This window comes from Mycobacterium timonense, from assembly GCF_025821985.1.
GTDB lineage: Bacteria > Actinomycetota > Actinomycetes > Mycobacteriales > Mycobacteriaceae > Mycobacterium > Mycobacterium avium.
Genome location: NZ_JACKSY010000038.1, coordinates 206,880 through 223,596, shown reverse-complemented (window position 1 = coordinate 223,596; position 16,717 = coordinate 206,880). Strand labels below are relative to the sequence as shown.

The window sequence follows — 16,717 nt, the reverse complement described above, 5'->3', positions numbered from 1 at the left end:
TCTGCCTGGCGCGACGCCGTACCAACGTCCTTTACGCCCTCATCCGTGACAACCGCACCTGGCAACCCGAATCACCCCCGATCACCAAGTCGGCGGCTTGACATCTTCATTGAGAGTCCTTTCGTGCGTGGTCGAAAAATGCGGCCCGGATCGGTGGATTCATCGTGCCCCATCGGGGCCGGGGCCGCGCGCCGAGCCGGTGTTGTGCGTCGTCGCTCGGCGTGCCGTGCATCCCTCCGCCGCGCCGAGTCCGCCGGCCCGCGGTGGTCGGTGACTCAACGAGTCCCGACATTAGGCCAGCCGGTCGCCGCCGCCCAAGACTTACAGCCGGGCTGAGCCGAACAAACGGCCAAGTGCGATGACCTATAGTGGTGACATGCAACACCGCCTACAGCCGCGCTTTGCCCCGTCGCGCTGCCTCGTCGTGGCCTGTTGTTGCTGTTGTTGTCGTTGATTTCCGCAAGCCCTCTGACGCTGTAGAAATCCCCGCGCTCGCCCCTGCCCGGGCGGTGTCGCCGGCGCTGTCCGGCGCTGCGACGATGCGGGCCGATGGAAAGCCTTTTTCAGGAAGATCAACGACTCATGACCATATTGTCCGAGCCCGACCGCGCCCTGGCGCCGGTGGCCACCCGCCGGCGCTGCGTGGTGCGACCGGCCACCGCGCTCAATCGGATGACCCGCTACCGCGGCGGCACGTATTCGCACACCGTCGACCGGGTGGTGTTCGCCGACGGCAGCTGGGCCCGCACCGATCTGATCCGGCTCAACCCGAACGTGCACGCCTATTCGCTGGATTTCGCCGGCATCGCCCCGGCGCATCCGTCCCGCTACCGGGTCGACACCTGGTCCGCGCTGCCGCATCTGCGCACGTCGCGGCACGAGGCCAAGGTCGACTGGATCCTGCGCAACTCGTTTCCGCTGCGCTCCACCGCCGAGCTGAGCCGGCAGGTGCGCGACGCCGGCTATCCGCTCGGGCCGGCCAACATCACCGAACACGAGGCGATCGCCGCGACGCAGGCGGCGATCTGGTTCTTCACCAACGGCCTGGCCCTGGACACCCGACCGCTCAACGTCCCCATCGCGGTGCACCGGGCGCCCGGACCGGTGCTCACCTTCGAATTCGACGGCCAACCTCAGCTCGGCGGCTACTCGGTGTGGAGCTCGTCGGCGGGCGACGCCACATTGAAACTGCAGAAATCCACCAATGGTGTTGTGTGGCAGGATGTTTCGGGTTCGCACCTGAGGTTGGGGCCCGGACAGCGGCGCTACCAGCGCACGCTGGGCGAGGGCAGCACGCTGTCGTCGAGCAGTCACGGCCGCGGCGGGCGCGGCTACCGCTACTACCGGCTGGTGGCAACGTCGGAGACGGCCACGCCCACCATCGAGCACGTCAACTTCCGGCTCACCGGCGCCCGCCACTACCGCAACGCCGACAAGGTCGTGCACCTGTACAACTACCTGCTCGCGCAGGCGGGACGCGCCGACCACCACGCCGACGACGCCCTGCTGCTCGACGACCGGCACGCCACCGCGGATGCCGGGCTGATCGGACCCTTCCGGGTGCGAATCCCGCTGCTGCTCAGCGCCGACGACGGCCACCAACTGGTGGACGCCGACGGTTTCGCCGTCGGGCAGGTCGTCGAACCGGGCACGGACTTCTATATACGTGAGGCGCCGGGCGGCTCGGGAATAACGCTGACCGCGAAAACCGTTGGCGATCTGCATGGACGCGTGCTCACCGGGGTGGCGCTGGACGAAGCGTCGCAACGGTTTACCCCCGTTGCGCTAGCCATCCCCACCGAGATGGCCATAGAGTTCGATATTAGCTGGCAGGCCGACGAGGCCTGGTCCTACATCGTGGGAGACAAAAGGTAGATGAGCATCGCCGAGAACGTCACGCAGCTGATCGGAAACACCCCGCTGGTCCGGTTGAACCGGGTCACCGAAGGTGCGGTCGCCGACGTCGTCGCCAAGTTGGAATTCTTCAACCCGGGCAACAGCGTGAAGGACCGTATCGGGGTGGCCATGATCGATGCGGCCGAGCAGGCGGGCCTGATCAAACCGGACACCATCATTCTCGAGCCGACGAGCGGCAACACCGGTATCGCGCTGGCGCTGGTGGCCGCGGCGCGCGGCTACCGCTGCGTGCTCACCATGCCGGAGACAATGAGCGTGGAGCGGCGAATGTTGTTGCGCGCCTTGGGCGCCGAGATCGTGCTGACGCCGGGCGCCGACGGCATGCCGGGCGCGATCGCCAAGGCCGAGGAATTGGCCAAGAGCGACGACCGGTATTTCGTGCCGCAGCAGTTCGAGAACCCGGCCAACCCGGCGATTCACCGCAGCACCACCGCGGAGGAAGTGTGGCGCGACACCGACGGCAAGGTCGACATCTTCGTCGCCGGCGTCGGCACCGGCGGCACCATCACCGGTGTCGCCCAAGTCATCAAGGAACGCAAGCCGTCGGCGCAGTTCATCGCCGTGGAGCCGGCCGCGTCGCCGGTGTTGTCCGGCGGCCAGAAGGGGTCGCATCCGATCCAGGGTCTCGGCGCCGGGTTCGTGCCACCGGTGCTTGCCATGGATCTGGTCGACGAGGTCATCGCCGTCGGCAACGAGGAGTCGATCGCGCTGGCCCGCCGGCTGGCCGCCGAGGAGGGGCTGCTGGTCGGCATCTCCTCGGGCGCGGCGCTGGTGGCCGCCCTGCAAGTGGCCCGCCGGCCCGAGAACGCCGGCAAGCTGGTGGTCGTCGTGCTCCCCGACTTCGGTGAGCGGTACCTGAGCACGCCGCTGTTCGCCGACCTGGCCGATTAGCATGCTGGCAGCCATCCGTCGTGACATCAGGGCGGCCCGGGAGCGCGATCCGGCCGCTCCGACCACGCTGCAGGTGATCTTCGCCTACCCGGGCGTGCACGCCATCTGGGGTCACCGCGTCAACCACTGGCTGTGGCGGCGCGGCGCCCGGCTGGCCGCGCGGATCTGCGCCGAGATCACCCGGATCCTGACCGGCGTCGAGATCCACCCCGGCGCCGTGCTGGGGCCGGGGCTGTTCATCGATCACGCGACGGGGGTGGTGATCGGGGAAACCGCCGAGGTCGGCGAGGACGTGACCATCTACCACGGTGTCACCCTCGGCGGCAGCGGCCGCGACACCGGCAAGCGTCATCCGACCATCGGCGACCGGGTGATCATCGGGGCCGGGGCAAAAGTCTTGGGCGCCATCAAAATCGGCGACGACAGCCGCATCGGCGCCAACGCCGTGGTGGTCAAGGAGGTGCCCTCCAGCGCTGTGGTGGTGGGCGTGCCCGGGCAGGTCATCGCCCGCACCCATCCCGGCCCCGGCGGTCCGGACGACTCGCTGATGCCCGATCTGGTCGGGGTCAGCCTGCAATCGCTGCTGACCCGGGTGACCAAGCTCGAGGCGAAGGTCGACGGATCACAGACCGGTCGGGTCATCCGTCCGCCCGAAGCGGGCGTCTGGTACGGCGAGGACTTTTCCATCTGAGCGTGAGCCGCCAAAGGCCCTTCGCCGTAACGCTTTTGCCCGTTGGGGCATCCGAGTCATGCGCACGCCATTCGCCCACGCTGCACCTAACCCGGATGGTGGCGTTTCACCCCGGCTGAGCTCGGCGAAGTATTACTCAGGCTGAACTTAACCCGGTGCCGGAATGCATTGCCGCGCCCAGCGTTGCACAGTGAGTTATCGACACAACGCGAAGGTGAGCCGTTGACACGTTTCCGGGGTCGGTCATGACCGAGCTGCACCTGGCCGTGGCGCTGGACGGGTACGGCTGGCACCCCCAGGCGTGGCGATACGCGTTCGCGCACAACGCCACCGGCGGCGGGCAATTCAGCGGCCGATACTGGGCGGCGCTGGCCCGCACCGCCGAACGCGGACTGCTGGATTTCCTGACCATCGACGACAGCCTGGACGCGCAGCCGGGCCGCCGGGCCGAGATCTCGCCGCGGCGACTGGTGGGACGCGCCGACGCCACCCTGGTGGCGGCCCGGGTAGCGCCGATCACCGAACACATCGGCCTGATTCCCGTGGCGACGGTCACCCATACCGAGCCGTTCCACGTGTCGAAAGCGATTGCCACGCTTGACCATATCTCGCACGGCCGGGCCGGCTGGCAGGTGCGGGTGAGCGCGACCGAGCAGGAAGCGGCGTTGTTCGGGCGGCGGGCGGTCCCCGGGGTGGACGAGCTGTTCGACGAGGCGGCCGACGCCGTGGAGGTGGCGCGCCGGCTCTGGGACAGCTGGGAAGACGACGCCGTCATCCGCGATGTCGCCACCGGTCGCTATATCGACCGCGACAAGCTGCACTACATCGACTTCGCCGGCAAGTACTTCTCGGTCAAGGGCCCGTCCATCACCCCGCGGCCACCGCAGGGCCAGCCGGTGGTGGCGGCGCTGGCGCACACGCCCCCGGTGTACGAATTCGCCGCCGCCAATGCCGATCTGGTCTTCGTCACGCCTCGCGAAGACGACTCCCTGCGGGCGATCCTGGCCGAGGTCGACCGGGCGCGACGGGCCGCGGGCCGGGCGATCCGGGTGTACGCGGACCTGGTGGTGTCGTTGGTCGGGCATCCGCTGGCCGCCGCGGCGGCCATCTCGTCGGACGCCCGGGTATTCGCGGGCAGCGCAACGGATTTGGCGGAACTCGTGGTCGCCTGGCAGGACGCGGGCGTCGACGGGGTGCGGCTGCGGCCGGCGGTCAACGCGCTGGACCTGCCCGCGATCGTCGACGACCTGGTGCCGCGGCTGCAGCGGGCCGGCCGTTTCCGCACCGGCTACCGCGACGGCGAGACGCTGCGCGAGCGGCTGGGATTGGCGCCCGCCCCGAACCGCTACGCGACGGCGGCGTCATGACCGTGACTCCGCTGTCGATCCTGGACCTCGCGCCGATCAGCGCGGGCTGCGACGCCGCGACCGCGCTGCGCAACACCATCGACCTGGCCCGGCACGCCGAGCGCTGGGGCTATCACCGGTACTGGCTCGCCGAGCACCATTTCGTCGCGGTGGCCAGCTCCGCACCGGTGACGCTGATCGGCCAGATCGCCGCGGCCACGTCGCGCATCCGGGTCGGGACGGCCGCGGTGCAGATCGGCCACACCACCGCGGTCGCCGTGGTGGAGAACTTCGGCATTCTCGACGCGCTGTATCCCGGCCGAATCGACATGGGGCTGGGCCGATCCGGGCAGCGTCGCGCCGAGGCGGCCGCGTCGTCGGCCGCGGCCTCCCCGCCCGAGGCCCGGCCGTGGCGGGAGACGGACGGGCTGGTCATCCCCACCCCCTTCGACCAGACGGCGCTGATGAAAAGCGAACGGATCCGGGCGCAGTCGTCGGTCCTGGCCCCGCCGTGCGCACAACCCGCGGACTTCGGCGAACAGATCGCCGACATCGAGGCGATGCTGGACGGCAGCTATGCCGTCAACGGCCATCGGCTGCAGGTGGTGCCGGGCGAGCACGCCGAGCTGACGCCGTGGATCTTCGGCAGCACCCGCGGCCAGAGCGCCGAGGTCGCCGGGGCCCGCGGGCTTCCGTTCGTCGCGAGTTACCACATCACCCCGGGCACCGCGCTCGACGCAATCGAGGCCTACCGCAATGCTTTTCGGCCGTCCGCCCGGCTGGCGCGGCCCTACGTGGTGGTGTCGGCCGACGTTGTGGTCGCCGAGGACAGCGCCACCGCGCGCCATCTCGCGTCCAGCTACGGCCACTGGGTGTATTCCATCCGCAGCGGCCAGGGCGCGATCCCCTACCCGGACCCGGACCTGTGCGATCCGTTGACCGAGGAGCAGCGGGCGCTGGTGGCCGACCGCACCGCAACACAATTCGTCGGCAACCCCGACGAGGTGGCCGACCGGCTCGAGGTGCTGCGCCGGGTCAGCGGCGCCGACGAGCTGGTGATCACCTCGGTGACGCATCGGCACGCCGACCGGCTGCGCTCGCACGAACTGATCGCCAAACGCTGGGGGCTCACCGGATGACCACGCGAAAAGCACGTCGCCGCAAGCAGATACATCTGGGCGCCCACTTCCCCGGGGTGAACAACACCACGGTGTGGTCCGATCCGAGCGCGGGCAGCCAGATCGCGTTCGAATCGTTCGTGCATCTCGCCCGGACCGCCGAGCGGGGACTGTTCGACTTCTTCTTCCTGGCCGAGGGTCTGCGGCTGCGCGAGCATCGCGGCAAGATCCACGACCTCGACGTCGTCGGCAGACCGGACACCTTCACCGTGCTGGCCGCGCTCGCCGCGGTCACCGAACGCCTCGGACTGGCCGGCACCATCAACACCACCTTCAACGAACCCTACGAGGTGGCAAGGCAATTCGCGACGCTGGACCACCTCTCGGACGGGCGCGCGGCCTGGAACATGGTCACCTCCTCCGACGCGTTCACCGGGGAGAACTTCCGCCGCGGCGGATTCCTCGCCCACGCCGACCGATACCGCCGGGCCGAGGAATTCATCACCGTGGCCCGAAAGTTCTGGGACAGCTGGTCACCCGGCGCGGTGATCGCCGACGTCGACGCCGGAACCTACGCCGATCCCGCGCGCATCGGCGTCGTCGAGCATCACGGTCGGCAATTCGACGTGCGCGGTGTGGCCTCGCTGCCCGCCGGGCCGCAGGGCCACCCGGTGCTGCTGCAGGCCGGCGACTCCAGCGACGGCCGGGACTTCGGCGCCAAGCACGCCGACGCCCTGTTCACGCTGCACGGGTCGCTCGAGGCGGGGCAGCGCTACTACGCCGACGTGAAGAGCCGCGCCGCCGCCCACGGGCGCGACCCCGAGCAGCTCAAGGTGCTGCCCGGTGCGACGTTCGCGTTGGGCGACACCCCCGCCGAGGCGGCCGACAACGCCCGCCACATCCGCGAGCAGCAGGTCAGCGGCCCGACCGCGATCGCGTTCCTCGAGCAGGTGTGGGGCGTCGACCTGTCGGCCTATGACCCCGACGGGCCGCTGCCCGACGTCGAGCCCGTCGAGAATCCGACCATCACCCGCGGCCGGGTCCGGCACGGCGACCCCAAGACGGTCGCCGAGACCTGGCGGGCCCGGGCACGGGCCGAGAACCTGTCGATCCGGGAGCTGATCATCGAGGTGACCAGCCGTCAGCAGTTCGTCGGAACGCCGCAGCAGGTGGCCGCCGAGATCGACCACTACGTGCAGTCGGATGCCTGCGACGGCTTCATCCTGGTGCCGCACCTGACGCCGCACGGTCTCGACGAGTTCGTCGACAAGGTGGTGCCGCTGCTGCAAGAGCGCGGCAGCTTCCGCGCCGAATACCGCGGCATTACGCTGCGCGAGCATCTCGGCCTGGCGCCGGCTCCGGGCAGCGCTCCCGGCGCTGACCTGGAAAGCCATTGCGCGACAGGATGATTCGCTAACGGCCCGCCAGTGAGCCGCTGACCGGGTCGTCCGGATGGGTGTGCAGCGGCGTCGTGGTGTCCACCTGCAGCCAGGCGTGCAGCGGCAGCGAGCGCAGCACGGCCGCCAGGCTTTCGGTGTCCGCGGTGCGCCACAGTGCCAGCACGCGCGGATCGCCCGGGCCGGAATGCAGCCACCACAGCCGCTGCAGGCAGCCCTGCGCGCCCAGCTCGACGGCGCGCTCGGCCTCACGGGCCAGCACGTCGTCGACCACCCGCTGCGGCGCGTCGGCGGGAACCCGGATGGTGATGGCCTGCAGAAACTCGGCAGCCCCGCCCGAAACCGGCTCCGGGGTGATCAGGCGTGCGGTCGGATCGTTCGGGTGCACCGGCAGCGGCGTCACCTCCTCGGTGCGCCACGCCCGCAGCGGCGTCGAGGCGAGCAGCTGTTCCAGCGCGTTGTCGTCGGCCGCGGCGAACAGGCCCAGCGTGCGCCACCGGCCGGGCGGCGACGGCGCGCGCCACAAGCGCAGCAACTGCCCCTGCCGAGCCAGCTCACGGCAGCGTGCGGATTCCCGGGCCCGCAGGTCGTCGACCGCTTCCGCGGGGGTGCCGTCGGGAACCTGGGTCGTCGCGGCAACCAGGAACTCCATCGGGTCTCCCAAGTGATTCGTGCTCACCGACGCCGGGCGCTGCAGAAAGTGCTCCCCCGCCTGGACTCGAACCAGGAACCCTTCGGTTAACAGCCGAATGCTCTGCCAATTGAGCTACAGGGGACTAACCCGATCGCGGGACGACTCTAGCGTACTGGCACGACCGCACCCAACTAGCGTGACCCGTGGCATACCGTGGCGATCGCGGACGCCTGCACCCCATCCGGTGAGGCAGGATGGAGCCATCGATAGTCGGGAGGAACGCTTTGATCCGGTATGTCGTGGTGCTTGGACTGGGGTATGTGCTGGGCTCGAAGGCCGGGCGGCGCCGATACGAGCAGATCGTCGGCACCTACCGCGCGCTGACCAGCAGCCCGGTGGCCAAGTCGGTGATCGAAGGGGGCCGGCGCAAGATCGCGAATCGGATCTCGCCCGACGCCGGGTTCGTCACTCTGGCGCAGATCGACGACCGGACCGCCATCATGGAACGCGAGGCCGAGCCGGCCGACGAGGCCCTGGCGCCGTCTAATCGTCCCCGCTAGCCTGCTCCAACAGGCTGCGCCGGTAGGCCTCCATCGCCACCAGGTCCCCGAACAGCGCGTGGTATTCGTCGCCCTGCTCGATGGGCGACATGCGCTGCAGCTTCGACTTGACCTCGGCGATCTGCCGACCCATCCACACCTCCTGCAGCCGGGCCAGCACGCCGGCGATGTAGCGCGGCAGCTTCTCGTCGTCGACCTGGATGGCCTCGACACCCAGTTCGCTGATCAGCCCCGCCGTCAGCGGCGAGGAGGCCCGGTCGCGCACCGCCTCGATCCACTGCCCGCCGGTGACACCGCTCGACGTGCCGCCGGCCGCCTCGATCGCGGCACGCACGGCGGCGTACCCGGGATGGGTGAAGCTCTCGACGGTCAGCGAGTCGAACACCGGCCCGGCCAGCGCCGGGTACTGCAACGCCGACTTGAGTGCCTCCCGCTGCGGCCACAGGGTGGGATCGCGGGGGTCGGGACGGCTGGCGGCGGGACCGGCCGGGGCGGCGGACTGCTCGGCGCGGCGCGAGACCCTGCCGCCGGAGCCGCCGCGCCCCGCGCCGGCGGAGTGCTTGGACTGGCTGCGCACCCGGTCGATGACCTGCGCGACGTCGCTCCAGCCGACCCAGCCGGCGAGCTGGCGGGCGTACTCGTCGCGCAGCGTGGGGTCCTTGATCTGGGCCACCATCGGCACGCAGCGGCGCAGCGCGGCCACCCGGCCCTCGGCGCTGTCCAGGTCCAGCTCGGCGAGCGCCGACCGGATTGCGAACTCGAACAACGGTGTTCGCCGGGCCACCAGGTCGCGCAGCGCGGCGTCGCCGGAGCGCAGCCGCAGGTCGCAGGGATCCATGCCGTCCGGCGCGACCGCGACGAAGGACTGCCCGGCCAGGTTCTGCTCGCCGCCGAACGCCTTGAGCGCCGCGGCCCGCCCCGCCGCGTCGCCGTCGAAGACGTAGATCAGTTCACCGCGAAAGAAGCTGTCGTCCATCATGAGTCGGCGCAGCATCGCCAGATGCTCGTCGCCGAAGGCGGTGCCGCAGGAGGCCACCGCGGTGGTGACCCCGGCCAGATGCATCGCCATCACGTCGGTGTAGCCCTCGACGACCACGGCCTGGTGGCCCTTGGCGATGTCGCGTTTGGCCAGATCGATGCCGAACATCACGTTCGACTTCTTGTACAGCAGCGTCTCGGGCGTGTTGATGTACTTGGCTTCCATCGGATCGTCGTCGAACAGCCGGCGGGCGCCGAACCCGATCACCTCACCGGCCGAGCTGCGGATGGGCCACAGCAGCCGCCGGTGGAACCGGTCCATCGGGCCACGCCGGCCCTGCCGCGACAGGCCGGCCGCCTCCAGCTCCTTGAACTCAAAACCCTTGCGCTGCAGGTGTTTTGTCAGCGTATCCCAGCCCGACGGCGCGAATCCGCACCCGAAGTGACGGGCCGCCTCGGCATCGAAGTTGCGTTCGGTCAGGTACTGGCGGGCCGGCGCCGCCTCGTCGGACTCGAGCGCCGCCGCGTAGAACTCCGCCGCGGCCGCGTTGGCCGCGATGAGCCGGCTGCGGCTGCCGCGGTCGCGCTGCACGCTGGTAGCCGGGCCGGAGTAGGTGATGGTGTGGCCGATCCGGTCGGCGAGCAGTTCGACTGCCTCGACGAAGCTGACGTGCTCGATCTTCTGGAGGAACGCGTACACGTCGCCGCCCTCGCCGCAGCCGAAGCAGTGGAAGTGCCCGTGGTTGGGGCGGACGTGAAACGACGGCGACTTCTCGTCGTGAAACGGGCACAGGCCCTTGAGCGAATCCGCACCGGCACGCCGCAATTGGACGTAATCGCCGACCACTTCATCGATGCGCACCCGTTCGCGGATGGCGGCGATGTCGCGGTCGGGAATCCGGCCCCGGCCCCGGGCACGGCCATCGCCCGGAGCGCGTGAACCTGCCGGGCTGGACATCGGCTCAGTGTAAGGCGCGCAGCGCGCCGGGTACGGAAAAGCTATCCGGTACCGATGACACCGCAGGCAACCCGGTCCATCGCGTTCTCGGTGTCCTCGGCGCCGTGCAGCATCAACGCAGTCTTGTTACCGGCCAACAGCTCGTCGCGGGTGAACGCATCGGTGGTGGTGACCAGATAGGCCGCGCCGTCCTGGCGCACCTGCAGCGTGGCCAGATCGCCGCTTTCCGGCTTGCCGGTGTGGCCGGGGGCCTGGTAGTGACCGCCGGCGGACAGGAAGTTCCCGGGCGCACCGCCGGTGGGGGCCACCGAGTTCGGCTCGCACTTGCCGATCTCGTGCACGTGCAGGCCGTGCAGGCCGGGCGTCAGGACGCCGTTGGTCACCGTCTTCACCGTGACGGTGACGTAGCCCCCGGTGAAGTCGAAGGTCGCGGTGGCCACCGACCGGCCGTCGGGCGTCTTCAGTTCCGCGGTCAGCGCCCCGCCGCCGGGCGCCGGGGTGGTCGTCGCACCGGAGGACGTGGGTGCGGCGCTTTTCACCGGCGGAGTGGTGCCCGGCTGGGTGCTCGCGTGCTGCGGTGAACTGCACGCGGTCATGGCGAGAACCGGAAGCCCCATCAAGAGGGTGGCGATGCAGGGCGAGCCGCTGATTTTCTTCATATCGGGGAGCCTAACTCGCCGCGCCCGCGCCGCTTCCCGGGCCGCGCGACTTGTCGCCGGCGCGGTGCTACGGACCGGCCTGGCGGGCGTCGATGCGTTCCAGCCGGCCCTCGGTGTAGGAGGCGATCTGATCCACGATCACCCGCCACCGGGCGCCGTCATCGGCCGCGGTGTTGAACGCGGCGGCAAAGACCGGATCCAGCGTTCGCGGCGCCCCCGCATACAGCCAGTGCGCCACCCGGTGGATCCGTTCCCGCTGCCCGGCCTGGGTCTGTTGATGGCGGGGATCGGACATGATGAACTGCAGCGCCAGGATTTTCAGCAAGGCCACCTCGGCGCGGACCAGATCGGGGACCGCGAGCTCGGCGCGGTAGCGCACCAGCGGCCCGGGTCCGGCGGCCGCGCGGGTGGTGGCGATGGCGGCCGAGGCAAACCTGCCGACCAGCTCACTGGTCAACCGTTTGAGCGCCACCGAGGAGGCCAGCGTGGCGTCGTACTTGCCGACGGCGGCGACCACCGGCAGGGCCGACAGCCGGCGCGCGGCGGCCATGAAGTCGTCGGCGCCCACCCGGGAGAATTCGCTCTCGCCCAGTTTGGCCAGGGCCGCGGCCTCGTCGTCGTCGGCGAGCACCCGCAGGTCGATGCGTTGCGAGACGACGCCGTCCTCGACGTCGTGCACCGAATAGGCGACATCGTCGGCCCAGTCCATCACCTGCGCTTCCAGGCACATCCGGCCGGCCGGGGCGCCGGCGCGCACCCAGGCCGCCGCTTCCCGGTCGTCGTCGTAGAAGCCGAACTTGCTTGTCCCGGGGCCTTCGCCGCGCCGCCACGGATATTTGATCACCGCATCCAGTGACGCGCGCGTCAGGTTCAACCCGGCGCTATTTCCTTGGGCGTCAAGAACTTTGGGCTCGAGGCTGGTCAGGATCCGGAAGTTCTGGGCGTTGCCCTCAAACCCGCCGTATGCCGCGGCGACCTCGTCGAGCGCGCGTTCGCCGTTGTGGCCGTAGGGCGGGTGGCCGATGTCGTGGGCCAGCCCCGCGAGCTCGACGAGGTCGAGATCGCAACCCAGCCCCACCGCCATCCCCCGACCGATCTGGGCGACCTCGAGCGAGTGCGTCAGCCGGGTACGCGGCGTGTCTCCCTCTCGCGGCCCGACGACCTGGGTCTTGTCGGCCAAGCGGCGCAGCGCGGCGCTGTGCAGCACGCGGGCGCGGTCGCGGGCGAAGTCGGTGCGGTGCTGACCTTCGGTGCCCGGCAGACCCGCAGTCTTGGGCGCTTCGGCCACCCGTCGCTGACGGTCGAAGTCGTCGTAGGGGTCGTGCTGATTCCTGGTCACCGACGCACAGTCTGCCAGGGAATGCCCGCCCGAGTCCGGCTCGACTCGGGCCCTCCGGCCCGAATCGTCGCGGGGCTGTGTTCGATTGCCCCACTCCTCATCGGGCCCTCCGGCCCGAATCGTCGCGGGGCTAGATTGACCCTATGCGCACAGCTCGCCTGCTCGCCGTGCTCGCCGCGCTCCTCACGGTCGGCCTCAGCGCGGGTCTGCTGGCACCGCCGGCCGGCGCGCAACCACCACTGCGCTTGTCCGACTACCTCACCGACACCGCCGGAGTGCTATCGGATTCCGGCCGTAAGGCGATCACCACCGCCGTCGACAAGCTCTACACCGACCGCCACATCCGGCTGTGGGTGGTCTACGTCGACACCTTCTCCGGGCAGACCGCGACCCGGTGGGCACAAGACACCCTGCGCACCAGCGACCTGGGCGACTACGACGCGCTGCTGGCCGTCGCCACCACCGACCGCGCCTACGCCTTCCTGGTGCCGCCCACCATCAGGGGCGTCAACCAGAGTCGAGTCGACGCCTTGCGGCACAACAAGATCGAACCCGCCCTGCACGACGGCGACTGGAGCGGCGCGGCGGTGGCCGCGGCCACCGGGCTCGACACCGCGCCCGGCTCGTCGGGCCGGGTGATCCTGCTGGCGACGCTGGCGGCCCTTCTCGTCGCGGTGATGGCTCTGCTGCTGGTCATGCGTTATCGCGGGCGGCGCCGCCGGGCCGCCGCATTGGCCGCGGCGCGCCGCCTCGACCCCACCGACCTCGACGCGCTGGCCGCGCTGCCGCTGCCGACACTCGACGACCTGTCCCGCGCGCTGGTGGTCGACGTCGACAACGCGTTGCGCACCAGCGCCAACGAACTGGACCTGGCCGTCGCCGAATTCGGCGACCAGCGCACCCAACCGTTCACCCAGGCCGTCACCAACGCCAAAGCCGCTCTCTCCCAAGCGTTTACGGTGCGCCAGCAATTGGATGACGGCATGCCGGAGACACCCGCGCAGCGCCGCGAGCTGCTCACCCAGGTGATCGTGTCGGCGGCGCGCACCGACCGCGAACTGGAATCGCAGACCGAGGCCTTCGAGGGCCTGCGCGATCTGGTGATCAACGCCCCGTCGCGGCTGGACGGGCTGACGCAGCAGTACGTCGAACTGACCGCCCGCATCGGCCCGGCCGAGCAACAGCTGGCGGCGCTGCACAACGAGTTCAGCGCTGCCGCACTGACTTCGGTGTCCGGCAATGTCACGGCGGCCAAGGAGCGGCTGGCGTTCGCCGACCGCAACATCGGCACCGCCCGCGAGCTCGCCGGCCAGGCCGTCAGCGGACAGCAAGGCCGATTGGTGGACGCGGTGCGCGCCGCCGAGTCGGCGCTCGGGCAGGCCCGGTCGCTACTCGACGCGGTGGACCACGCGGCCGGTGACATCCGGCACGCGATCGACCAATTGCCTTCGGCGATGGCCGATATCGAAAACGACATCAAGCGCGCCGCGGAGTTACTGGCCGCCACCCGCGACACCAAATCCGGCCACGCCGCCGAGTTGGCCGCCGCGCGCGACGCGGCCACCAGGGCCGTCGAGGGCGCACGCGCCGGTGCGCCCGACGATCCGCTGGGCGCGTTCGGGCAGCTGACCAAGGCCGACGCGGGCCTCAACGCGGTGCTGGCCGCCGTGGCTCAGGAGCGGGCCGCCGCCGAGCGACTCGCCCGGTCGCTGGAGCAGGCGCTGTTCACCGCGCAATCGCGGGTGCGGGCGGTCTCCGACTACATCGACACCCGCCGGGGCAGCATCGGGCCGGAGGCCCGCACCCGGCTGGCCGAGGCGCAACGGCACTTGCACGCCGCGGCGGACAGGCGGGCGACGGACCCGGCCGATGCGATCGCGCACGCCAACGCGGCGTCGACGCTGGCCGCCGAGGCCCAGTCGCTGGCCAACGGCGACGTGCAAGCGGCGCGACGCGCCTATCCGCGCGGCGGGGGCGGTGACATGGGCGCGATGCTCGGCGGCATCATCATCGGCGACCTGCTGAGCTCGGGCATGCGCGGCGGGTTCGGCGGCTGGAGCCCGGCGTCGTTCGGCGGCAGCACGAGTTCCTCCGGCGGCGGTGTCCTGGGTGGCGGCGGCCGATTCTGAGCGACCAGAAACCAGCCCCCGCAGGGACTTTCGGTGCTAGCGGGGCTCAGCCGGCGGCCGGGGAATGCGGTATAACGCCCGCGGTGCGCGGTACGGCTTCGCCGTCCCACCCGCTCCAGACCCCGTCGGCGACCGCGGTCGGGCGGGGCATCTCGGCCGTCTCCTCGACGGCCTCGGCGCTCGCTTCCGGCTTCGGCGCCCAGTGGTCGTAGTCGTCGGGTGGAACGGCCACGCCCCATTTGAGTGGGACCGACAAGCCACCCAGCACGCCTGACTCACCGCGTACTGCCGACACCGTGTCATCCGGCAACGGCGAACCAAGAGGCAACAGCACCCCTGCCCCCTTCCACAGCCGATCGAAGCGTTCGGACGCTGTGGCGAACCTATTTACACCAACCGGTTCACATCGTAAGACAAACTGAAGAGAATATGCGGGAATTGCTGATTTTCCTTACGTTACGCGTGTGGCGAACGGCATCGGCCGCCGCCGTCCGGCCCCGGGCGGTGCACCGTCGCAGCGCGACACGCCGCCGACCGGTGCCCGCGCTAATCCCTCGTACGCGCCGGCAGCGCTAAAACCCTTGCCGTGCACGGGGTTCCGCTGCCCGGGAACGGCGTGCGGGGTCGGGGCAACCCCGAGCGCCGGACGGGCCGGCGACCGCGGGGACGTCTTGCGGGGCGAGGCAGGGACACCGCGGGCAGCGGGCGCCGGGCTCCGGTTTGACCGACACGGCGGACGAATTCGGCTTTGCCGGTGCGCGGTTTTCGCGCCGGCCGAAGAATTCCGAATTCGCGCCGCAATGCACTTCATGCACATCTGCCACAGCGGCACCGCGCGGCGTTATCCGGGCCGGTTTCGGGGCACCACCTTCGGCCGGGACCGCACCACCTCCGCCCGGGTCGCGCGGTCCTCGCCCTCGGGCTTCTTGTCCCCCACCGCCATCGCGGTCACCGGCACGCCGCTGCTCGAACCGGTCGAACCCGTTGTCGCCGCCGTCATCGGCGCCGCGCCGGGCGCGCCCGACATCGCGGGGGTGGCGATGTACGCCGGCATCGACCCCTGCCAGGTCGGCGGGACTGCCATCGCCCCGACGAACCGCGCGGTGCCCAGGCCCGCCGAGGCCACCCCCACGGGCGCCCAGCCCGCCACCGGCCAGCGGCTGCAGGTCGGCCAATGGGTTGGCGGCGGCATGCGGGGTCTCGACGGGCATCTTGGCGGTGTTCACCAGCGCCGGCGCGGGTGTCGCCGCCGGCGCCGCCGCCGGGGCGGTGCTTTGGGCCAGCGTCACCATGGGCGTCATCAGCGCGGTGGCCGGATACATCCCGGCCTGCGCCACCGATGTCAACGTCGCCACTGGCGTCGAGGTGATCAACGAGGTCAGCGACGACACCGCCGGCGGCAGCGCCGCCAACACGGACTGCAGCTGGGTGGCGAACGCCGTTCCCAGCGAGGACAGGCCCTCGAAGAACTGCGACGCGAAGCTCAGCGGTGCGCTCACCAACCCGGCCAGGCCGCCCAGGCCCGCGGACGCCGCGCCGCCGCCCAGGCCGGCGGGGGGCACCGTGAACGCCGGCAGGGCCTGCGCCGCCGATTGCGCGCCGGCGTGATACCCGAGCATGGCGGCCACGTCCCGCAACCACATCTCGACGTACTCGAGCTCGGTCTGCGCGATCGCCGCCGTGTTCTGGCCGAAGAAATTCGTCGCGATCAACACCAGCAGCCTGGCCCGATTGGCCAGCACCGCCGGCAGCGGGACCGTCGCCACCAACGCCCCCTCGAAGGCCAGCGCCGCCAGCCGGGCCTGCAACGCGGCCACTTCCGCCTGGGCCGCTGCGATGATCAGCCACTGCACATAGGGCGCAGCGGCCGCGGTCATGGCCACCGACGACGGCCCCATCCACGGACCCGCCGCCAAATCCGTCACCACGGTTTGGAATGACGACGCCGACGACGACAATTCGGCGGCCAGCCCGTCCCAGGCCGAGGCCGCCTCGAATAGGGGTCCGGAGCCCGCGCCTCCCGCAATCAGGGCCGAGTTGATCTCGGGAGGGAAGAACACAAACGCGGGAATCATTCGCAACCCCAACCGGCCGAGTTAA

At 70.5% G+C, this 16,717-nt stretch carries 13 protein-coding genes, 1 tRNA gene and 1 pseudogene; 8 read left to right on the top strand and 7 right to left on the bottom strand.

What is annotated here, in order from left to right:
- The first annotated feature begins 582 nt into the window (after positions 1–582).
- The 6 genes from H7I87_RS11125 (at position 583) to H7I87_RS11100 (ending at position 7,372) form a co-directional block, all read left to right on the top strand.
- On the top strand, positions 583–1,875 hold the full coding sequence (locus tag H7I87_RS11125; RefSeq protein WP_023881338.1) for a thioester domain-containing protein: 1,293 nt from the start codon (positions 583–585) through the stop codon (positions 1,873–1,875).
- Positions 1,876–2,808, top strand: a complete 933-nt coding sequence (gene cysK, locus H7I87_RS11120; RefSeq protein WP_019731913.1) for a cysteine synthase A — start codon at positions 1,876–1,878, stop codon at positions 2,806–2,808.
- A gap of 1 nt (position 2,809) precedes the next feature.
- Positions 2,810–3,499: a serine O-acetyltransferase gene (cysE, locus tag H7I87_RS11115; protein ID WP_011724562.1), complete on the top strand. Its 690-nt coding sequence runs from the start codon at positions 2,810–2,812 to the stop codon at positions 3,497–3,499.
- Between the two features lie 245 nt (positions 3,500–3,744).
- Positions 3,745–4,866 (top strand): LLM class flavin-dependent oxidoreductase, encoded by a 1,122-nt coding sequence (locus H7I87_RS11110; RefSeq protein WP_023881337.1) that lies wholly within the window; start codon positions 3,745–3,747, stop codon positions 4,864–4,866.
- The gene (locus H7I87_RS11105; RefSeq protein WP_011724560.1) at positions 4,863–5,984 is read left to right on the top strand and encodes an LLM class flavin-dependent oxidoreductase; all 1,122 of its coding nucleotides are present in this window, start codon (positions 4,863–4,865) and stop codon (positions 5,982–5,984) included. The genes H7I87_RS11110 and H7I87_RS11105 overlap by 4 nt, the downstream gene beginning before the upstream one ends.
- Complete coding sequence (locus H7I87_RS11100; protein ID WP_011724559.1) at positions 5,981–7,372, top strand: NtaA/DmoA family FMN-dependent monooxygenase; 1,392 nt, start codon at positions 5,981–5,983, stop codon at positions 7,370–7,372. The genes H7I87_RS11105 and H7I87_RS11100 overlap by 4 nt, the downstream gene beginning before the upstream one ends.
- A 4-nt stretch (positions 7,373–7,376) precedes the next feature.
- Here H7I87_RS11100 and H7I87_RS11095 read toward each other — a convergent pair whose 3' ends face one another.
- Both H7I87_RS11095 and H7I87_RS11090 read right to left on the bottom strand, forming a co-directional pair.
- On the bottom strand, positions 7,377–8,012 hold the full coding sequence (locus tag H7I87_RS11095; RefSeq protein WP_011724558.1) for a muconolactone Delta-isomerase family protein: 636 nt from the start codon (positions 8,010–8,012) through the stop codon (positions 7,377–7,379).
- Between the two features lie 51 nt (positions 8,013–8,063).
- A tRNA-Asn gene (locus tag H7I87_RS11090) sits at positions 8,064–8,136 on the bottom strand.
- A 142-nt stretch (positions 8,137–8,278) separates the two neighbouring features.
- Between H7I87_RS11090 and H7I87_RS11085 the strand changes: the two genes are divergently transcribed.
- Positions 8,279–8,554: a hypothetical protein gene (locus H7I87_RS11085; RefSeq protein ID WP_011724557.1), complete on the top strand. Its 276-nt coding sequence runs from the start codon at positions 8,279–8,281 to the stop codon at positions 8,552–8,554.
- Here the strand turns inward: H7I87_RS11085 and dnaG are convergent.
- The 3 genes from dnaG to H7I87_RS11070 all read right to left on the bottom strand — a co-directional run bounded on the left by dnaG (position 8,538) and on the right by H7I87_RS11070 (position 12,488).
- Positions 8,538–10,490, bottom strand: a complete 1,953-nt coding sequence (gene dnaG, locus H7I87_RS11080; protein WP_011724556.1) for a DNA primase — start codon at positions 10,488–10,490, stop codon at positions 8,538–8,540. The two genes, H7I87_RS11085 and dnaG, sit on opposite strands and share 17 nt — an antisense overlap.
- 41 nt (positions 10,491–10,531) lie before the next feature.
- Positions 10,532–11,149 carry a superoxide dismutase[Cu-Zn] gene (gene sodC / locus H7I87_RS11075; protein WP_009976271.1) on the bottom strand — a complete coding sequence of 206 codons (618 nt, stop codon included), beginning with the start codon at positions 11,147–11,149 and terminating at the stop codon, positions 10,532–10,534.
- A gap of 67 nt (positions 11,150–11,216) precedes the next feature.
- Positions 11,217–12,488: a deoxyguanosinetriphosphate triphosphohydrolase gene (locus tag H7I87_RS11070; RefSeq protein ID WP_003872507.1), complete on the bottom strand. Its 1,272-nt coding sequence runs from the start codon at positions 12,486–12,488 to the stop codon at positions 11,217–11,219.
- Between the two features lie 143 nt (positions 12,489–12,631).
- Here H7I87_RS11070 and H7I87_RS11065 point away from each other — a divergent pair, with 143 nt between their 5' ends.
- A complete protein-coding gene (locus H7I87_RS11065; RefSeq protein ID WP_063967205.1) occupies positions 12,632–14,617 on the top strand; it encodes a TPM domain-containing protein in 1,986 nt (661 codons plus the stop codon).
- A gap of 46 nt (positions 14,618–14,663) precedes the next feature.
- On the opposite strand, the gene H7I87_RS29170 is transcribed toward H7I87_RS11065, so the two are convergent.
- Entirely contained in the window at positions 14,664–14,951 is a 288-nt protein-coding gene (locus H7I87_RS29170) for a hypothetical protein (protein ID WP_029245112.1), read from the bottom strand.
- Between the two features lie 507 nt (positions 14,952–15,458).
- Positions 15,459–16,692: pseudogene (locus H7I87_RS11055) on the bottom strand (PPE family protein).
- Positions 16,693–16,717 lie beyond the last annotated feature (25 nt).